This is a genomic window from Hoyosella subflava DQS3-9A1 (assembly GCF_000214175.1).
Taxonomy (GTDB): Bacteria; Actinomycetota; Actinomycetes; order Mycobacteriales; family Mycobacteriaceae; genus Hoyosella; species Hoyosella subflava.
Genome location: NC_015564.1, coordinates 581606 through 596489, shown reverse-complemented (window position 1 = coordinate 596489; position 14884 = coordinate 581606). Strand labels below are relative to the sequence as shown.

16 protein-coding genes and 1 riboswitch are annotated in these 14884 nt (G+C 62.5%); of the genes, 10 read left to right on the top strand and 6 right to left on the bottom strand.

Annotation, left to right across the window (positions count from 1 at the left end; all coding sequences use genetic code 11):
• Window positions 1-36: 36 nt before the first annotated feature.
• Genes AS9A_RS02730 through mnhG form a run of 6 tightly spaced genes read left to right on the top strand, consistent with a single transcriptional unit; the run spans window position 37 to window position 6316 of the window.
• Window positions 37-3006 (top strand): Na+/H+ antiporter subunit A, encoded by a 2970-nt coding sequence (locus AS9A_RS02730; protein ID WP_013805365.1) that lies wholly within the window; start codon window positions 37-39, stop codon window positions 3004-3006.
• Window positions 3003-3515, top strand: a complete 513-nt coding sequence (locus AS9A_RS02725) for a Na(+)/H(+) antiporter subunit C (RefSeq protein WP_013805364.1) — start codon at window positions 3003-3005, stop codon at window positions 3513-3515. Before AS9A_RS02730 ends, AS9A_RS02725 begins: the two co-directional genes overlap by 4 nt.
• Entirely contained in the window at window positions 3515-5164 is a 1650-nt protein-coding gene (locus AS9A_RS02720) for a Na+/H+ antiporter subunit D (protein WP_013805363.1), read from the top strand. The genes AS9A_RS02725 and AS9A_RS02720 overlap by 1 nt, the downstream gene beginning before the upstream one ends.
• Window positions 5161-5712: a Na+/H+ antiporter subunit E gene (locus tag AS9A_RS02715; protein ID WP_013805362.1), complete on the top strand. Its 552-nt coding sequence runs from the start codon at window positions 5161-5163 to the stop codon at window positions 5710-5712. Before AS9A_RS02720 ends, AS9A_RS02715 begins: the two co-directional genes overlap by 4 nt.
• A complete protein-coding gene (locus tag AS9A_RS02710; protein WP_041450809.1) occupies window positions 5709-5987 on the top strand; it encodes a monovalent cation/H+ antiporter complex subunit F in 279 nt (92 codons plus the stop codon). Before AS9A_RS02715 ends, AS9A_RS02710 begins: the two co-directional genes overlap by 4 nt.
• Window positions 5984-6316, top strand: coding sequence for a monovalent cation/H(+) antiporter subunit G (gene mnhG / locus AS9A_RS02705; protein WP_013805360.1), 333 nt, complete (start codon window positions 5984-5986; stop codon window positions 6314-6316). The genes AS9A_RS02710 and mnhG overlap by 4 nt, the downstream gene beginning before the upstream one ends.
• On the opposite strand, the gene AS9A_RS02700 is transcribed toward mnhG, so the two are convergent.
• The 4 genes from AS9A_RS02700 to AS9A_RS02685 all read right to left on the bottom strand — a co-directional run bounded on the left by AS9A_RS02700 (window position 6279) and on the right by AS9A_RS02685 (window position 9259).
• Window positions 6279-7457, bottom strand: a complete 1179-nt coding sequence (locus tag AS9A_RS02700; RefSeq protein ID WP_013805359.1) for a glutamate--cysteine ligase — start codon at window positions 7455-7457, stop codon at window positions 6279-6281. The two genes, mnhG and AS9A_RS02700, sit on opposite strands and share 38 nt — an antisense overlap.
• Before the next feature lie 68 nt (window positions 7458-7525).
• Entirely contained in the window at window positions 7526-8272 is a 747-nt protein-coding gene (locus tag AS9A_RS02695; RefSeq protein WP_083826432.1) for a superoxide dismutase family protein, read from the bottom strand.
• Window positions 8273-8378: 106 nt separating this feature from the next.
• Window positions 8379-8897, bottom strand: a complete 519-nt coding sequence (locus tag AS9A_RS02690; RefSeq protein ID WP_013805357.1) for a LytR C-terminal domain-containing protein — start codon at window positions 8895-8897, stop codon at window positions 8379-8381.
• A gap of 14 nt (window positions 8898-8911) precedes the next feature.
• Window positions 8912-9259 carry a DUF3263 domain-containing protein gene (locus AS9A_RS02685; RefSeq protein ID WP_013805356.1) on the bottom strand — a complete coding sequence of 116 codons (348 nt, stop codon included), beginning with the start codon at window positions 9257-9259 and terminating at the stop codon, window positions 8912-8914.
• A gap of 158 nt (window positions 9260-9417) precedes the next feature.
• On the opposite strand from AS9A_RS02685, the gene AS9A_RS02680 reads away from it, so the two are divergent.
• Both AS9A_RS02680 and AS9A_RS02675 read left to right on the top strand, forming a co-directional pair.
• Complete coding sequence (locus tag AS9A_RS02680; protein WP_013805355.1) at window positions 9418-10008, top strand: peptide deformylase; 591 nt, start codon at window positions 9418-9420, stop codon at window positions 10006-10008.
• Window positions 10008-10790 carry an exodeoxyribonuclease III gene (locus tag AS9A_RS02675; RefSeq protein ID WP_013805354.1) on the top strand — a complete coding sequence of 261 codons (783 nt, stop codon included), beginning with the start codon at window positions 10008-10010 and terminating at the stop codon, window positions 10788-10790. The genes AS9A_RS02680 and AS9A_RS02675 overlap by 1 nt, the downstream gene beginning before the upstream one ends.
• Before the next feature lie 80 nt (window positions 10791-10870).
• Here AS9A_RS02675 and AS9A_RS02670 read toward each other — a convergent pair whose 3' ends face one another.
• Window positions 10871-11263: a GNAT family N-acetyltransferase gene (locus AS9A_RS02670; RefSeq protein WP_237707867.1), complete on the bottom strand. Its 393-nt coding sequence runs from the start codon at window positions 11261-11263 to the stop codon at window positions 10871-10873.
• Between the two features lie 81 nt (window positions 11264-11344).
• Window positions 11345-11455: riboswitch (TPP riboswitch) on the top strand.
• On the opposite strand from AS9A_RS02670, the gene thiC reads away from it, so the two are divergent.
• Window positions 11446-13116, top strand: coding sequence for a phosphomethylpyrimidine synthase ThiC (gene thiC / locus AS9A_RS02665; protein ID WP_013805352.1), 1671 nt, complete (start codon window positions 11446-11448; stop codon window positions 13114-13116). (Overlaps the previous riboswitch by 10 nt.)
• 10 nt (window positions 13117-13126) lie before the next feature.
• A complete protein-coding gene (thiD, locus tag AS9A_RS02660; protein ID WP_013805351.1) occupies window positions 13127-13990 on the top strand; it encodes a bifunctional hydroxymethylpyrimidine kinase/phosphomethylpyrimidine kinase in 864 nt (287 codons plus the stop codon).
• On the opposite strand, the gene AS9A_RS02655 is transcribed toward thiD, so the two are convergent.
• Window positions 13987-14844, bottom strand: a complete 858-nt coding sequence (locus AS9A_RS02655; RefSeq protein WP_041450808.1) for an adenylate/guanylate cyclase domain-containing protein — start codon at window positions 14842-14844, stop codon at window positions 13987-13989. The genes thiD and AS9A_RS02655 overlap by 4 nt on opposite strands.
• Between the last annotated feature and the right edge of the window lie 40 nt (window positions 14845-14884).

Genomic DNA, 14884 nt, shown 5'->3' with positions numbered 1-14884 from the left:
AGGGCGCTCGTGCCCACGACCCGGACGGAGTGGCCTTTGATCGCGGTCCTCGTGGCACATGCGCTCGCCGCCCTCATTGCGCCCTTGCTCGTCCGGATCCTCGGGAGAAACGCGTTCCTCGTACTGGCGGTCGTCCCGTTCGGCGGTTTCCTCTGGACGCTCGCGCACTTCAGCGACCCGCACCGGATCAGCATCCCCTGGGCGCCGGAACTCGGAATGGACATCGAGCTCTGGTTCGATGGCCTCACAGCCATCATGTCGTGCATCATCCTCGGGGTCGGTGCGCTCGTTCTTGTCTACTGCGCACGCTACTTTCCGCCGAACGCGATCCGCTTAGGCTCCTTCGCCGCGTACCTTGTCGCCTTCGCGGGGGCGATGTTCGGCATCGTCACCTCCGACAACATGCTGGTGCTGTTCATTTTCTGGGAAGCGACGACCGTCCTGTCGTTTCTGCTCATCGGCTACAAGGCTGAGAAACAGGTCAGTCGCCGCGCCGCAACAAAGGCACTGCTTGTCACGACCTTCGGCGGTCTGGCGATGCTCGTCGGGATTATCATCTTCGGTCAGATGACGGGCAGTTACCTGATGTCAGACCTGCTTGCTTCGCCACCGCAGGGCATGCTCGCTGACGTCGCCCTGGTCTTGATTCTCGTCGGAGCGCTCTCAAAGTCCGCGATCGTGCCCCTGCACTTCTGGCTGCCTGCTGCGATGGCTGCGCCCACGCCGGTGAGCGCCTATCTCCACGCCGCCGCGATGGTCAAGGCCGGCGTCTTCCTTGTGGCGCGGTTGTCGCCCGCCTTCGCCGACGCGTCGCCGTGGCGGCTGGTCATCATCACCCTCGGGGCGCTCTCGATGGTCCTCGCAGGCTGGCGTGCGCTGCGGGAGTTCGACCTCAAACTCATCCTTGCCTTCGGGACCGTCAGTCAGCTCGGCTTCCTGATGGTCCTCGTCGGTATTGGCACCCGCCATGCGGCGCTTGCCGGAATCGGGCTCGTCATCGCGCATGCGCTGTTCAAGGGCACACTGTTTCTTGTCGTCGGCATCATCGACCGGGCTACCGGCACCCGCGACGTGCGCAAGCTCTGGGGGCTGGGACGACGGGCTCCGGTACTCGCCGCGATCAGCATCGCTGCTGCCGCGAGCATGGCGGGTCTCCCGCCGTTTCTCGGGTTCTACGGTAAGGAGACCGCGTTCACAGCGCTCTCCGAGTCGGATGGACCATTCCAGGGCTGGCAAATCGCCACATTGATCGCGATCGTGCTCGGATCTGTTTTCACGGTCGCTTACACGTTGCGGTTCGTGTCTGGCGCATTCGCGGGGAAGGGCAAGCCTGAACCGAGCCAAGCGGTATCAGAGATGACACCACCCGGCGGGCTTTTCCTGACGTCCCCCGCGATCCTCTCCGTAAGTGGACTCGCGGCCGGGTTCCTGACAGTTCCGCTGGTGGACTGGATGCTCCCGTATGTCGATCTGTTCCCCGTTGGCCTTGAGGGTGAGCACCCGCATCTAGGGGGGTCGAAGCTGGCTTTGGCGCTCAGTGCGTTCGCCATCATCGCCGGTATCGTCGTCTTCCTCGCGCACCGCACCGTCTCCAAGCTGCGGTTCAGCACACCACCGCTGGGTAATGCGGACCGCGTGTACGACGCCACGCTCCGCATCGCTGACCTGCTGTCACAGCGGGTGACGAGTGTGACCCAGCGCGGGTCATTGCAGTTCACACAGGCCATCATCCTTGCGACGCTGATCGCGCTGCCCTCGCTGGCCCTCCTATTGTGGCCGGAGTGGCCATCTCTGCCCAGCGGACCGCCAGGGTCAGTCCTGCAGCTCGCGGTCGGAGGCATCATGGTCGCGGCTGCGATTGGTGTGACTGTTCTGCGCAACCGCCTCGCAGCTGTGCTGCTCATTGGCGTCACCGGCTACGGGACAGCGGTGATCTTTGCGTTGCATGGCGCCCCAGACCTCGCGCTCACGCAAGTGGTGGTGGAGACGCTGACGCTGGTGATCTTCATCTTGCTGCTGCGCAAATTGCCCGCGGAACCCCACCCCTACCGCCCCATGGGGCATCGCGCGATCCGCGCCGCACTCGGCTTCGGATCGGGTGTCATGGTCGTGATAGTGGGTCTCTTCGCCGTGAGCGCACGCTCGGCGCAGCCCGTTTCGGCATTCCTGCCAGATTTGGCGTATTCGGAGGGAAGCGGCGCGAACGTTGTCAATGTGGTGCTTGTGGACATCCGCGCGTGGGACACGCTCGGTGAGATCAGCGTGCTCCTTGTCGCGGCTACCGGCGTGGCCAGTCTGATCTTCCGGCACCGCCGCTACGGCAGCGCCCCCCGCGTCGCCGATGCGCCCGTTCCGTCTCAGCAGCCTCTCGAGGCCTCAGTCACGGCTGCCGTCGAGAGAAGGCAGGAAGTCGTTGCACCCGACCAGCGGCCAGATGACGACACTCCAGATGACAGCACTCCAGAAATGGCTTCCCCAGAAATGGCCGCCATGCCAACGCGCAGGCACCTCGAATACACCGAGATCGTCTGGTTGCGCGGCAGCGAACTCCGCAACCCGCGCAACCGATCATTCATTCTGGAGGTCACCACCCGGCTGCTATTCCCTGCGATGATGGTGCTTTCGCTGTACTTCCTGTTCGCCGGCCACAATGCACCAGGTGGCGGGTTTGCGGGAGGCCTCGTAGCTGGACTCGCACTGGTACTTCGCTACCTTGCCGGTGGACGATACGAACTCGGCGAGTCGGTTCGCGTCGATGCTGGAAAGATCCTTGGGTTCGGTCTCGCGCTCGCGGCGGGCACCGCTATGGCGTCGATACTTTTCGGCGCGCCCGCGCTCTCATCGGCGACGATGTACTTCGATGTACCACTGTTCGGTGAGGTCAAACTGGTGACAGCGCTGTTCTTCGACATTGGCGTCTACTTCCTCGTCATCGGACTGGTGGTGGATGTGCTGCGCAGCCTCGGCGCGCGGCTCGATTCCCGGATCGAGGTGGCACGGCAATGAGCTTGACCACTAGCTTTGGAATGCTCCTCATCGTCGGCATCCTGTTTGGCTGCGGCGTCTACCTGGTTCTCGAACGCACTATCCTGAAGATGCTGCTCGGGCTGCTTCTTCTGACCAACGCCGTCAACCTGCTGATCATCAACATGGGCGGCCTGTCTGGTGCACCGCCCATCATTGGCAGAGAGTCGGCCGAACATGGCGAGATGGCGGATCCCCTGGTGCAGGCCCTTATTCTGACAGCCATCGTCATCGGAATGGGACTTGCCGCGTTTGTGATCGCGCTGATCTACCGGTCGTTCACCCTCCAGACCGTGGACGATGTCGACGACGACACCGAAGACGTCCGCGTCGCGCACCGGACCCGCATTGAAGCGCCCGACTACGAACCGGAACCCGAAACACCACCATCGCCCGAAGGCCCCTACGGCCCTCCCGTGGACGGTTCCGACTCTGATTTCGACGAATCGGAGCGCCGCGCCAACGGCAAGACACAGCGCGGTGACAGCTGATGCTGAACGAATCGATCGCTCCGGCCCTCATCCCGCTGCCCGTACTGCTGCCGCTTCTTGGCGCGGCCGCCGCCCTGTTCTTCAGCCGCCACTATCGGGTGCAGCGATACATCACGCTCGCCGTGCTGAGTTCAGTTTTCGTGGTGGCAGCGATGCTGATGTACCTCACAGACCAGTACGGCACCCATGTCGTTCAGGTCGGCGAGTGGGGCGCGCCGGTAGGCATATCGCTCGTCGCGGACCGGCTTTCGGCGCTGATGCTGCTGATCTCTTCAGCGGTGCTGCTTGCGGTCCTCATCTATTCCGTCGGGCAAGGTATTCGCGACGGCCACCATCAACAGCCCGTATCGATTTTCGCTCCGACGTATCTGGCGCTGACCGCAGGTATTTGCAACGCATTCCTCGCGGGCGACTTGTTCAACCTCTACGTAGGGTTTGAAATCTTGCTCGCCGCGAGCTTCGTGCTGCTTACGATCGGTGTCAGCAAGGAACGTGTCCGCGCAGGTATCACCTACGTGCTTGTTTCGATGGTGTCCTCGATCATTTTCCTCATCGGGATCGCGTTCGCGTACGCGGCCACAGGCACCCTGAACCTCGCGCACATGGCTGTACGGATGCAGGACGTGCCGGAAGGCACCAGCACCGCAATCTTCGCGGTCCTGCTCGTCGCTTTCGGTGTCAAAGCAGCCGTCTTTCCGCTGTACGGCTGGCTCCCGGACTCCTACCCCACCGCGCCAGCCCCGGTGACCGCGGTGTTCGCGGGTTTGCTGACCAAAGTGGGTATTTACGCGATCATCCGCACCCACACTCTCGTGTTCCCCGGCGGGCTGCTCGATGATGTACTGCTCGTGGCGGCGCTTCTTACCATGCTTATCGGCATCCTCGGAGCAATCGCGCAGTCCGATATCAAACGCCTTCTGTCGTTTACTCTCGTCAGCCACATCGGGTACATGCTGTTCGGAATCGCATTGTCCTCGAGTCTGGGGCTAGCAGGCGCGATCTTCTACGCAGCGCACCACATCATCGTCCAGACCACCCTGTTCCTGGTGGTCGGACTGATAGAACGGCAGGCTGGTTCCGCGTCGCTGCGCCGACTGGGTGGCCTCGCCAAAGCGAGCCCACTGCTCGCGCTGATCTTCTTCGTGCCCGCACTGAACCTGGGCGGTATCCCACCGTTCAGTGGTTTCATTGGGAAGGTGGCACTCGTCCAGGCAGGTGCTGACGATGCGAGCTTGTTGGCCTGGATACTTGTCGCCGGCGGTATCGTCACCAGCCTGCTGACTCTTTACGTGGTTGCACGCATCTGGACGAAAGCGTTCTGGCGGGACCGCGCGGACGCACCGGAAGGCCACCTCGTCGCTTCCCGGCCTACCGCCCTCGTTGACGATGCGTTCGACGTCCCTTACGGCGAGCGCGCTGATGTGGGACGCATGCCCGCGCTCATGGTCGCGCCGACTGCAGGACTAGCCGTTCTCGGGCTGACGCTCACGCTGCTCGCCGGACCGTTCTTCGCATACTCCAATCGTGCCGCCGAGAACCTGCGTGAACGCACGGATTACATCAGCACCGTTCTTGACGTCGACCCCGAGGTACTCCAAGGCCTTGACACACCGATAAGCGGGACTGACGCCCTCGGAGGTGACCGTTGATACGCACTGCGCTGCTGCGAATATCCGGCGTTCTCTGGCTAGCTGGCATCTGGGTGTTGCTGTGGGGAACAGTGTCGCTCGGCAATGTTCTCTCGGGGATTCTCATCGGCCTGGCTGTCGTGTACCTGCTGCCGCTGCCGCGGATTCCGATTGGCGGGCGCTTGCACCCTATTTCCTTCCTCATCCTCAACGCCGTTGTCGCGTTCATGCTGGTGCGCGCGACGTTGCAGGTCACCTGGATCACGATTCGGCCCGGCCCGCCACCGAACAGCGCCATTTTGAAGCGGCGGGTGGATGTGCGATCCGACCTTGTTCTCACGCTCATCGTCGATGCACTGAGTCTTATCCCTGGCAGTCTCGTCCTACAGGTCGACAAGGTGCAGCGAGTGGTCTTTGTACACGTCATCGATATTTCCGACAAACGCGCGATTGCCAAGTTCCACAAAGACACTGATCGGCTGGTCCGCTGGTTCGTGCGAGCCTTCGAGCGCCGTGACGAGTGGCGGGACATCACCTCGAATGCGTCAATGGGGCGGGAGGAACTATGAACATCGTGTTCCTGGTCTGCGGGGCCATGCTCGTAGCGGCGAGCATGATCACAACGTACCGTCTGGTCGCGGGACCGAACTCACTTGACCGGCTGGTGGCCGTGGACATGCTAGTCGCACTCTGCTTGTGTGGACTTGCTGCCTGGGCGGCATATTCCCGCGACACCACAGTCGTGTCTGCTGTGGTCGCGCTCGCTCTGCTCGGGTTCATCGGTTCGATTTCGATCACCCGGTACCGCGTGTCTGATACCGAGACGGGAACGAGCGGCCCATGATCATCGACATCATCGTCGCGACACTGCTCCTCGCGGGCTGTGGCCTTGCCCTGATCGCCGCCATCGGTGTTGTGCGTTTTCCGGACACTCTGACGCGTATGCACGCCGCGACGAAGCCTCAAATCCTCAGCGTCATCCTCGTCCTGAGCGCAGCCGGAATCAGGCTGTGGGGTTCGGTTGACGTCGGGATGCTTTTCCTTGCGATACTCTTCGCCGGCCTCACGGTGCCGGTAGTCGCACACCGCGTCGGACGGCTCGCGTATCGCGAGCAGCTCTATCGCAAAGATCTCATCACAATTGATCAGATGGAACCGAATCGCGACGACTGATCGCCACCCCGCCGCGTAACTCGCTGACGAGAGAGTCCACGATCGAGGCCCAGCTCCCACCCTGGCTGGCGATCCGGCGCTGCCGTTGATATGAAGCACCGATCCGCGGGATATCTGCCACATCGGCCAACTCGTCCGCGCACTCCAGATGCCGGGCGATTGGCTCGAGTCGCTCCAGCATCACTGTGAGATCGTCAGTGACGAGTTGCTCCCTGCATTCGCGATCCAGAATGACCTCAGCTTCCAGGCCATATCGCGCAGCCCGCCACTTGTTTTCCTGTACGAGCCACGGTGGCATCGAGGGCAGATCCTCTCCCGCCTCCAGTCGACGGTCAAGGTCGACGACAAGACAGTGGATAAGCGAGGTGAGTGCTGCGAGTTCACGGAGCGTCGGGATCCCGTCGCAGACTCGCACCTCGATGGTCCCCAACGATGGTGCTGGCCTGATATCCCAGTGAAGTCCACCGAGCGACTCGATGATCCCTGTTTTCATCTGGTCGCCAGCGAAGCGCTCGAACTCACGCCACGTCTCGAACTGGAACGGCAGCCCCGCTGTGGGAAGCTGCTGAAAGAGCAAGGCGCGGGTGCTCGCGTAACCGGTGTCCTTCGAGTCCCAGATGGGTGAGGAACCCGAAAGGGCGAGCAAGTGCGGGTACTTCATCAGCAGCGCGTTGAGGATCGGGAATACCTTGTCTGCGTGTGAGACCCCCACATGCACATGAACACCCCAGATGAGCAGTTGCCGGCCCCAATACTGGTTCCTATTGATGATCTCGACGTAGTTCGGCTTGTCCGTCAGCATGTCGTCGGTCCAGTGCGCGAACGGGTGACTGCCCGCGCAGAAGAAGTCCACACCGAGCCGGTCGCCCGCGGCGATCACTGCCTTCAAGGACCGCGAAATGTCTGCCATCGCTTCGTCAACGGTGTTGCAGATACCGGTGACCAATTCGACTGTGTTGCGGAGAAACTCTTTGTGCACCGGTGACGACGCCTGAGTGCTGTCGATACCGTGCCGTTCAGCCAGGTCCTCGAGCACCGCTTCAGCGGCATTCACAAGATCGCGGTCGTCTCGGTTGACGATCGCAAGCTCCCACTCGACTCCGAGCGTGGGACGGGGTGAACCGCTGAACGGAATCTCCACACCCTGATAGAACCATACGAGGCGCTGCTCAGCCGAGCAGCGCCTCGTATGGGTTTCTTCCGGTGCGTTTAGCTACTTACCTCGATCACACCACAGGCAGCGCGCGCGCCAGCATCTCCAGTGGCGAGTGTCTGCTCGTCGGGTACGTCGTCACCCTCAGCGTGCTCGTAGCGGTCTGGGATGTTGGCAAAGTTGTCAGGTCCCTCGTGCACGATGACCGACGTCCCATCACCGATGAGGAGATCATCGACAGTGACGCGGTCCGTGAGCGTGACAAGCTCAGCGCGACCATTCTCGAGGATCTGGATGGAGACGAGGTCGCCGCTAGCCCCGGTACCTTCGTGGGTCGCACCCTCGAGGTCGAGATGGCCGCCAGCGGACGTGAAGGCATCTTCCCCGTCTTCCGCCTCGCACGCCCCGACTTCGTGAATGTGGAAGCCCTTGAATCCGGGACTCAGGTCATCTGGATCAGCCTGAATCACAGCGCGGATCCGGAGGAAATCCTCTGTCTCCGAAAACGTGACCAGGCCGATCTCGGTACCGTCTGCCAGCGCAAGCTGTGCTTCCAGAGTCCTGCCCGGCGAGGAGGATTCATCGCCGTGCTCATCTTCATCCTCATGGAAGTCAACCGGCTCGGGCTCTCCGGTCCAGACCGGCGGTGGCGGCACTTCTTCAGTCATGGTGCTCGGCGCCTCGTACGGAGCCGCGCACCCACTGATAATGAGCGCGCCCGCCGCGACTGCCGCCGCAGCCACTCCCGGGTTCCGCCACGATACTCCCCGACCGTGGAGTGTCCGCCGTACCTGTGAGGCCATTACAAAAGCTCCTTCACCAGAAAGGTCTTTGCCCGGGCTGGGGCCGAACCGCATTGTCGCAGCCACAGCATATCTGTGGAGGCAACACAACCGACGAGCAGCCCCACTATCCCGTGAGGATCACAACGACGCCGGGAGGCTGATCTGATATGCCGGCGAACCGCGGAGCTGTCGACGCCCCAAGCGTCGCCGCGACCCGCTCGGCGACCTGCTGTTCGCCGGGCGCATCGCCGTAGTAGACGGTCGTTCCACCGACAACACTCGCACTGTAATTGCCGGTGTTGCCGACCTGCCAGCCCGAACCGCGCAGCGTATCTGCAGTCTGGCCGGCGAGACCCTGGACTGTGCTGTTGTTCAGCACGTGGACCTGCACAGCAGGCACCGGCGGCGGCGCGAGAGTCGTGGTTTCCTCCGGAGTGGGTTCGGGCGTCGGCTCTGCTGTCGTGGTGGGCGCTGCAGTTGTCGTCGTCGCCGCCAGCGGCGCACTAGCCTGCGGCTCCGAATCGGCGCTGGCATCGCGCAGAACAAATACACCGATGGCAATGAACACGACTGCCGCGGACAGCAACATGAATGCGAATGACCGCAACGGCAGTCGATTCACATCAGGGCGTGGGGTACTCACCGGTCATCTCCCGACTACGTGGTCCTGAAGCCCAAGCGGCGCGCCGCGCGGGCCTTCTGGCGACCCGCACGTAATCTCCGGAGCCGCTTCACGAGCATCGGGTCCGCGCTCAGCGCCTCGGGCCGGTCGATCAGCGCATTCAGCACCTGGTAGTAGCGCGTCGCCGACAATCCGAAGAGGTTCTTGATCGCTTCTTCCTTGGCGCCCGCATACTTCCACCACTGCCGCTCGAACGCAAGGATGTCCCGCTCTCGCCGGGACAGGCCCGAATCGTCGTCAATCGCGAGATCTGGTGCAGGCGCCTCAAGTGATCCGTGCGGTTCCTGCGCTGGCTGCCCGGCTCGCGCTGCTGCGCTTTCCATCTCGCTCCTCAGGGAATTACGTGCATGTCTTTCGCCCTTCATTGAACCACCGTTGAGCATTGAACTCCGGTCGCTCGCTGCGGCGAGTCCCCGCGCGGCGGCACCCTGCAAGGCCCGCATTTCTCGATTGGCACGCGGAATCAGTAATCTGTCGGATCATGGCAATCCACCCGATCCGCGTCGTCGGCGATCCGGTCCTCCACGCACCGACCAGAATTGTCGAACAGCCACCGCAAGAGCTGGCCGATCTCGTACAGGATATGTACGACACGATGGCCGCGGCGCATGGTGTCGGCCTGGCAGCTAACCAGATCGGCGTCGACCTTCGTGTCTTCGTCTATGACTGCCCCGACCGCGACGAAGACGGGACCGTAGTGCGCCGCACCGGTGAGGTCATCAATCCCGTGCTCGAGACATCAGAAATACCCGAAACAATGCCTGATCCTGAGGATGACCTCGAGGGATGCCTCTCGGTTCCCGGCGAGCAGTTCCCCACGGGACGCGCAGCCTGGGCGCGAGTCACTGGCGTCGATGTTCAGGGCAATCCCGTCGATGTCGAGGGGACCGGGCTGTTCGCTCGCTGCCTGCAGCACGAGGTCGGACACCTTGACGGCTTCCTCTACGTGGACCGGCTCATCGGGCGCAACGCACGCGCCGCGAAAAAGACCATCAAAAAGAACGGCTGGGGCGTGCCAGGGCTGTCCTGGACGCCAGGCACCGTTCCCGACCCGTTTGGACACGACGACTGATGCGAATCGCCACCTGGAACGTCAACTCTGCGCGAGCACGTATCGACCGAATCACCTCATGGCTCTCCCGAAGCGACGTCGATGTGCTCGCCATCCAGGAAACAAAGTGCCGTGATGACCAATTCCCCGCCCTGGCATTCGAAGAAATCGGCTACGAGGTAGCCCACCACGGCACGAATCAGTGGAATGGCGTCGCCATCGCCTCTCGCGTCGGACTCTCCAGGCTGCAGATCGGCTTCCCCGGCCAGCCCGCCTTTCGCGACCAGCTTGAGCCACGTGCGATCGGCGCCGACTGTGGCGGCGTCACGGTGTGGAGCTTGTATGTGCCGAACGGCCGGACACTCGATGACCCGCACTACGAGTACAAACTGCGCTGGCTCGATGCGCTGTGGGATGCGAGCGCGAGCTGGCTCGATGCCAGCGCTGATAGGCCGCTGGCACTCGTCGGTGACTGGAACATCGCTCCCCTGGATGAGGACGTGTGGGACATGGCCGTTTTCGGCAACTCGACGCACGTCTCGGACCCTGAGCGGAAGGCTTACCAGCGCTTCGCCGACCTGGGGTTCAGCGATGCGGTCCGTCCGTTCACGCCGGGACCTGGTGTCTACACCTATTGGGACTACACCCAGCTGCGGTTCCCCCGCCGGGAGGGCATGCGTATCGATCACATGCTGGTGTCGTCAGCAACGCATGTCACGGGCGGCCGGATCGACCGCGACGAGCGTAAGGGCAAAGGCGCGAGTGATCATGCCCCCGTCATCATGGACGTTGCGGTGCAGTAAGGCCTCCCAGCACCGCACACCGTGACTGCCGACCAGGACCCCTCTGCACTGGGTGTGCCATCGGGAGTGGCGGTGTGCCGTCACGGAACGCGGTGTGCGGCCCCCTCGGGCAGTGGCGCGGTCAGATCCTGATACTCCGGGAACCGGGTAAGGAAGCGCTGCACATAGGTGCACAGCGGGCGGAGTTGCTGCTGGCGGGCACGCATGCCATCGAGGATGCCGCGCACCATCGCGCGCGCGTAACCCTGGCGGCTGAAGTCCTCGTCGATGATGGTGTGGAGCAGGGTGATCACGCCGTCATCTGCGATTTCGTACCCTTCGATTCCCGCGAGCACGCCGTCCACCCAGATCTCATACCGTGACCGGGACTGGTTATCGAGCACCTCAATGGAGTGTTCGCTAGCTGCCATCGCGCCTCCCGTACGTTGAGTGTTGTAGTGACAGCTTCCCACCGGATCGCGATTCGCGCTCATCGTTGAGCTCCGCGTCGTCACTGTGTCTGTCGTCCGGGTCACACGATCTCGTGCCGTCCGCTATGGTGGTGAACGCAACTGCACATCTCCAACGGGGGCTCGCACCAGCGGGCTGAGAGGACGGCTATCGGGCCGTCGACCGTATGAACCTGACCGGGTAATGCCGGCGTAGGGAGGGAATTTTGTCGAAGAATTCTGCCACCACCATTGTTGTCGACACTGTCACCACTGGCCCGATCGAGGGCAGCAGCAAGGTCTACAAGCCAGTACCGGAAACGAAGAGCCTCACGTTTCCCATGCGCCGAGTACACCTGACCAACGGTGACCATCTTGACCTGTACGACACGTCGGGGCCGTACACGGATACCACCGCACTGATCGATCTTGAAAACGGTCTGCCAAAGCAGCGGGACAACTGGGCCAAGCCTGCCCCTGTTGATGGCGCGTCCACGCAACTCGCGTGGGCCCGCGCCGGGATCATCACCGACGAGATGCGCTACATCGCGGCCCGCGAAAGCGTTGCACCAGAGATGGTCCGCGATGAGGTCGCTGCAGGCCGCGCGGTAATCTGCGCCAACCACAAACACCCGGAAATCGAGCCGATGATCATCGGCAAGGCCTTCGGCGTGAAGATCAATGCGAATATCGGCAACTCCGCCGTGAGTTCCGGCATCGCCGAAGAGGTCGAGAAAATGGTGTGGGCGACCCGCTGGGGCGCTGACACCATCATGGATCTCTCCACCGGCAAGGACATTCACGAGACTCGCGAGTGGATCCTGCGCAATTCACCCGTGCCGGTTGGGACAGTACCGATCTATCAGGCCCTCGAGAAAGTCAAGGGCGATCCTACGAAGCTCACCTGGGAGATGTACCGGGACACTGTGATCGAACAGTGCGAGCAGGGCGTCGACTACATGACCGTGCACGCGGGTGTGCTGCTTCGCTACATTCCACTGACGGCAAAGCGAGTCACCGGCATCGTCTCACGCGGCGGTTCGATTATGGCCGCGTGGTGCCTCGCTCATCACAGGGAGTCGTTCCTCTACACGCACTTTCGCGAGCTGTGCGAAATCCTCCGCACGTACGACGTGACGTTCTCGCTTGGCGATGGCCTTCGGCCTGGTTCGATCGCCGATGCCAACGACGAAGCTCAGTTCGCTGAACTGCGCACGCTGGGCGAGTTGACGAAGATTGCGAAGTCGTACGGTGTTCAGGTCATGATCGAGGGGCCCGGACACGTGCCGATGCACAAGATCGCGGAGAATGTCCGGCTCGAAGAGGAACTTTGCGAGGAGGCGCCCTTTTATACGCTGGGACCGCTCGCAACCGATATCGCACCCGCCTACGACCACATCACGTCGGCCATTGGTGCTGCGATGATTGCTCAGGCCGGTACCGCCATGCTGTGCTACGTCACACCGAAGGAGCATCTCGGGCTGCCTAATCGTGATGACGTGAAACAGGGCGTCATTGCGTACAAGATCGCGGCACATTCAGCGGATCTGGCGAAAGGCCATCCCCGCGCGCAAGAACGGGATGACGCGCTATCCAAGGCGCGGTTCGAGTTTCGCTGGGTTGATCAGTTCAACCTGTCGCTGGACCCGGACACCGCTCGCGAGTACCACGATGAGACGCTCCCCGCGGAGCCCGCGAAAACTGCACATTTCTGTTCGATGTGCGGGCCGAAGTTCTGCTCCATGCGCATCAGTCAGGATGTTCGCGATTACGCCGAACAGAATGGCCTCGCCACGCAAGAAGACATCGACCGTGTGATCGCGGAAGGCATGGCTGAGAAATCCGCCGAGTTCGCGGAACATGGCAATCAGGTGTACTTGCCGCTCACGTCTCGCTAGCGGAATCCTCATGGACTGGCTGCTCCCTGTAAGTAAGCCTGGCGAAACGCCCGTGCGCGCCCTCACCATCGCCGGATCTGACTCCGGCGGTGGTGCGGGCATTCAGGCTGACATGCGCACAATGGCGTTGTGCGGGGTGCACGGATGTGTTGCCGTAGCGGCGATAACCGTGCAGAACTCTGTCGGTGTCACAGGTGTCCACGAAATCCCGCCGGAGACTGTTGCCGCCCAGATCCGATCTGTGGTGACGGATATCAGTGTCGGTGCCGCCAAAACAGGAATGCTGTCATCCGCGCCGATCATCGAAGCGGTAGTCGCCGAGTGCGCGGACCTCGGCATCGGAAATACAAGCAAAGGGCAGGAGATACCCCTCGTCGTCGATCCGGTTGCTGCCTCTATGCACGGCGACCCATTGCTCCGTTCGGATGCTCTCGAAGCGCTGCGCGACTTGCTGATTCCCCAGGCCACCATCGTCACGCCCAACCTCGACGAGGTTCGGCTCCTCACCGGGATCAACGTAGTTGATAGTGAAACGCAAGCGCACGCCGCGGAGAAACTCCTCGAACTGGGTGCCGAATGGGCGCTCATCAAGGGTGGTCACCTTCGTTCGTCGGCGGAGAGCCGTGACCTGCTGACGAACGGCACCGAACGGCACGAACTGACCAGCTACCGTGTGCAAACCGGACACGACCATGGGGGCGGCGACACTCTCGCCGCCGCGACTGCGTGCGCGCTTGCCCACGGCTACTCGGTCCCCGGAGCGGTGACATTCGCGAAGCGGTGGGTCACGAAGTGCCTCGAATCCGCCTACCCCCTCGGGGCAGGCCATGGGCCAGTTTCACCGCTATGGCGCCTGCTCCCACTCGACAGCTAACTGGCCTCCGCTTTGCGGCGTTTGACGGTGTAGAGCCGCACACCCTCAGGGACGCCTGCCAATTTGACCTTCAGGAACCGGCGGTGCGGCTTCGCAACTAGCCCCAACGCTTCTAGCTCTTCGTCACCGAGGGCATCGAGAGTCTGTCCCGAAATCACCAATCCGCCGTTTCCGCCGGACTCCATGATTCGCGCAGCCACATTAACGTCGACGCCGAGCCAGTCATCCCCGATCGCGCGCGGAGAACCGGTGTGAATACCGACCCGCATCTTGGGCTTGTAGCCACTCTCCTCCACCGCTTTCAGGGCGCGCCGAGCCTTGACGATGGCCTCAATGGCGAGGCTCGGCGCGGGGAATATCGCCATCAAGCCGTCGCCCATACGTTTGACGACCTGTCCGCGATGGTCATTGATTTCGGTTTCTACGCATCGCGCGACCTTGCGGAGCAACCGCAGCGCTGCGTCGTCACCTGCCTCGAGTGCCCACGTGGAAAACCCGACCAGATCAGTGAAAACAATCGTCACTTCGCTTGTCCCGCGACCCCGACCGCAGCGTTCGAGAACGGCCTGCCACACCTGAAGCGCTCCCAGGCTCACCTCGCGGGCAGTGCCAGGCGCGGGATCGAGGACGCGTTCCATCACACGGGCGATGCGTCCCGGGCTACCCTTACCCGCCGTTGAGAGCGGGTCCCCGAAACCCGGGTCGCCGGGCAGGGCGCGCCGCATCCTTCTGGCCAAGCCAACTAACTGGGGGCTCTGGTCGGTGCGCTGGAGCCACTCGGTGAGACCCTGACCGGCATCCGACTGGGAGTCCTCCGCTGGAGGTGCCGCGGGCTCCGGCGCGTTGTCCGTCACCGTTCCAACAATACGTGAATCGCTATGAGTGAGCGGCCGT

Excerpts from the sequence above, each read along its gene's own strand:
- AS9A_RS02725 (WP_013805364.1), top strand. The coding sequence starts at position 3,003 with ATGAGCTTGACCACTAGCTTTGGAATGCTCCTCATCGTCGGCATCCTG.
- AS9A_RS02720 (WP_013805363.1), top strand. The coding sequence starts at position 3,515 with ATGCTGAACGAATCGATCGCTCCGGCCCTCATCCCGCTGCCCGTACTG.
- AS9A_RS02710 (WP_041450809.1), top strand. The coding sequence starts at position 5,709 with ATGAACATCGTGTTCCTGGTCTGCGGGGCCATGCTCGTAGCGGCGAGC.
- mnhG (WP_013805360.1), top strand. The coding sequence starts at position 5,984 with ATGATCATCGACATCATCGTCGCGACACTGCTCCTCGCGGGCTGTGGC.
- AS9A_RS02695 (WP_083826432.1), bottom strand. The coding sequence starts at position 8,272 with ATGGCCTCACAGGTACGGCGGACACTCCACGGTCGGGGAGTATCGTGG.
- AS9A_RS02685 (WP_013805356.1), bottom strand. The coding sequence starts at position 9,259 with ATGGAAAGCGCAGCAGCGCGAGCCGGGCAGCCAGCGCAGGAACCGCAC.
- AS9A_RS02680 (WP_013805355.1), top strand. The coding sequence starts at position 9,418 with ATGGCAATCCACCCGATCCGCGTCGTCGGCGATCCGGTCCTCCACGCA.
- AS9A_RS02675 (WP_013805354.1), top strand. The coding sequence starts at position 10,008 with ATGCGAATCGCCACCTGGAACGTCAACTCTGCGCGAGCACGTATCGAC.
- AS9A_RS02670 (WP_237707867.1), bottom strand. The coding sequence starts at position 11,263 with ATGAGCGCGAATCGCGATCCGGTGGGAAGCTGTCACTACAACACTCAA.
- thiD (WP_013805351.1), top strand. The coding sequence starts at position 13,127 with ATGGACTGGCTGCTCCCTGTAAGTAAGCCTGGCGAAACGCCCGTGCGC.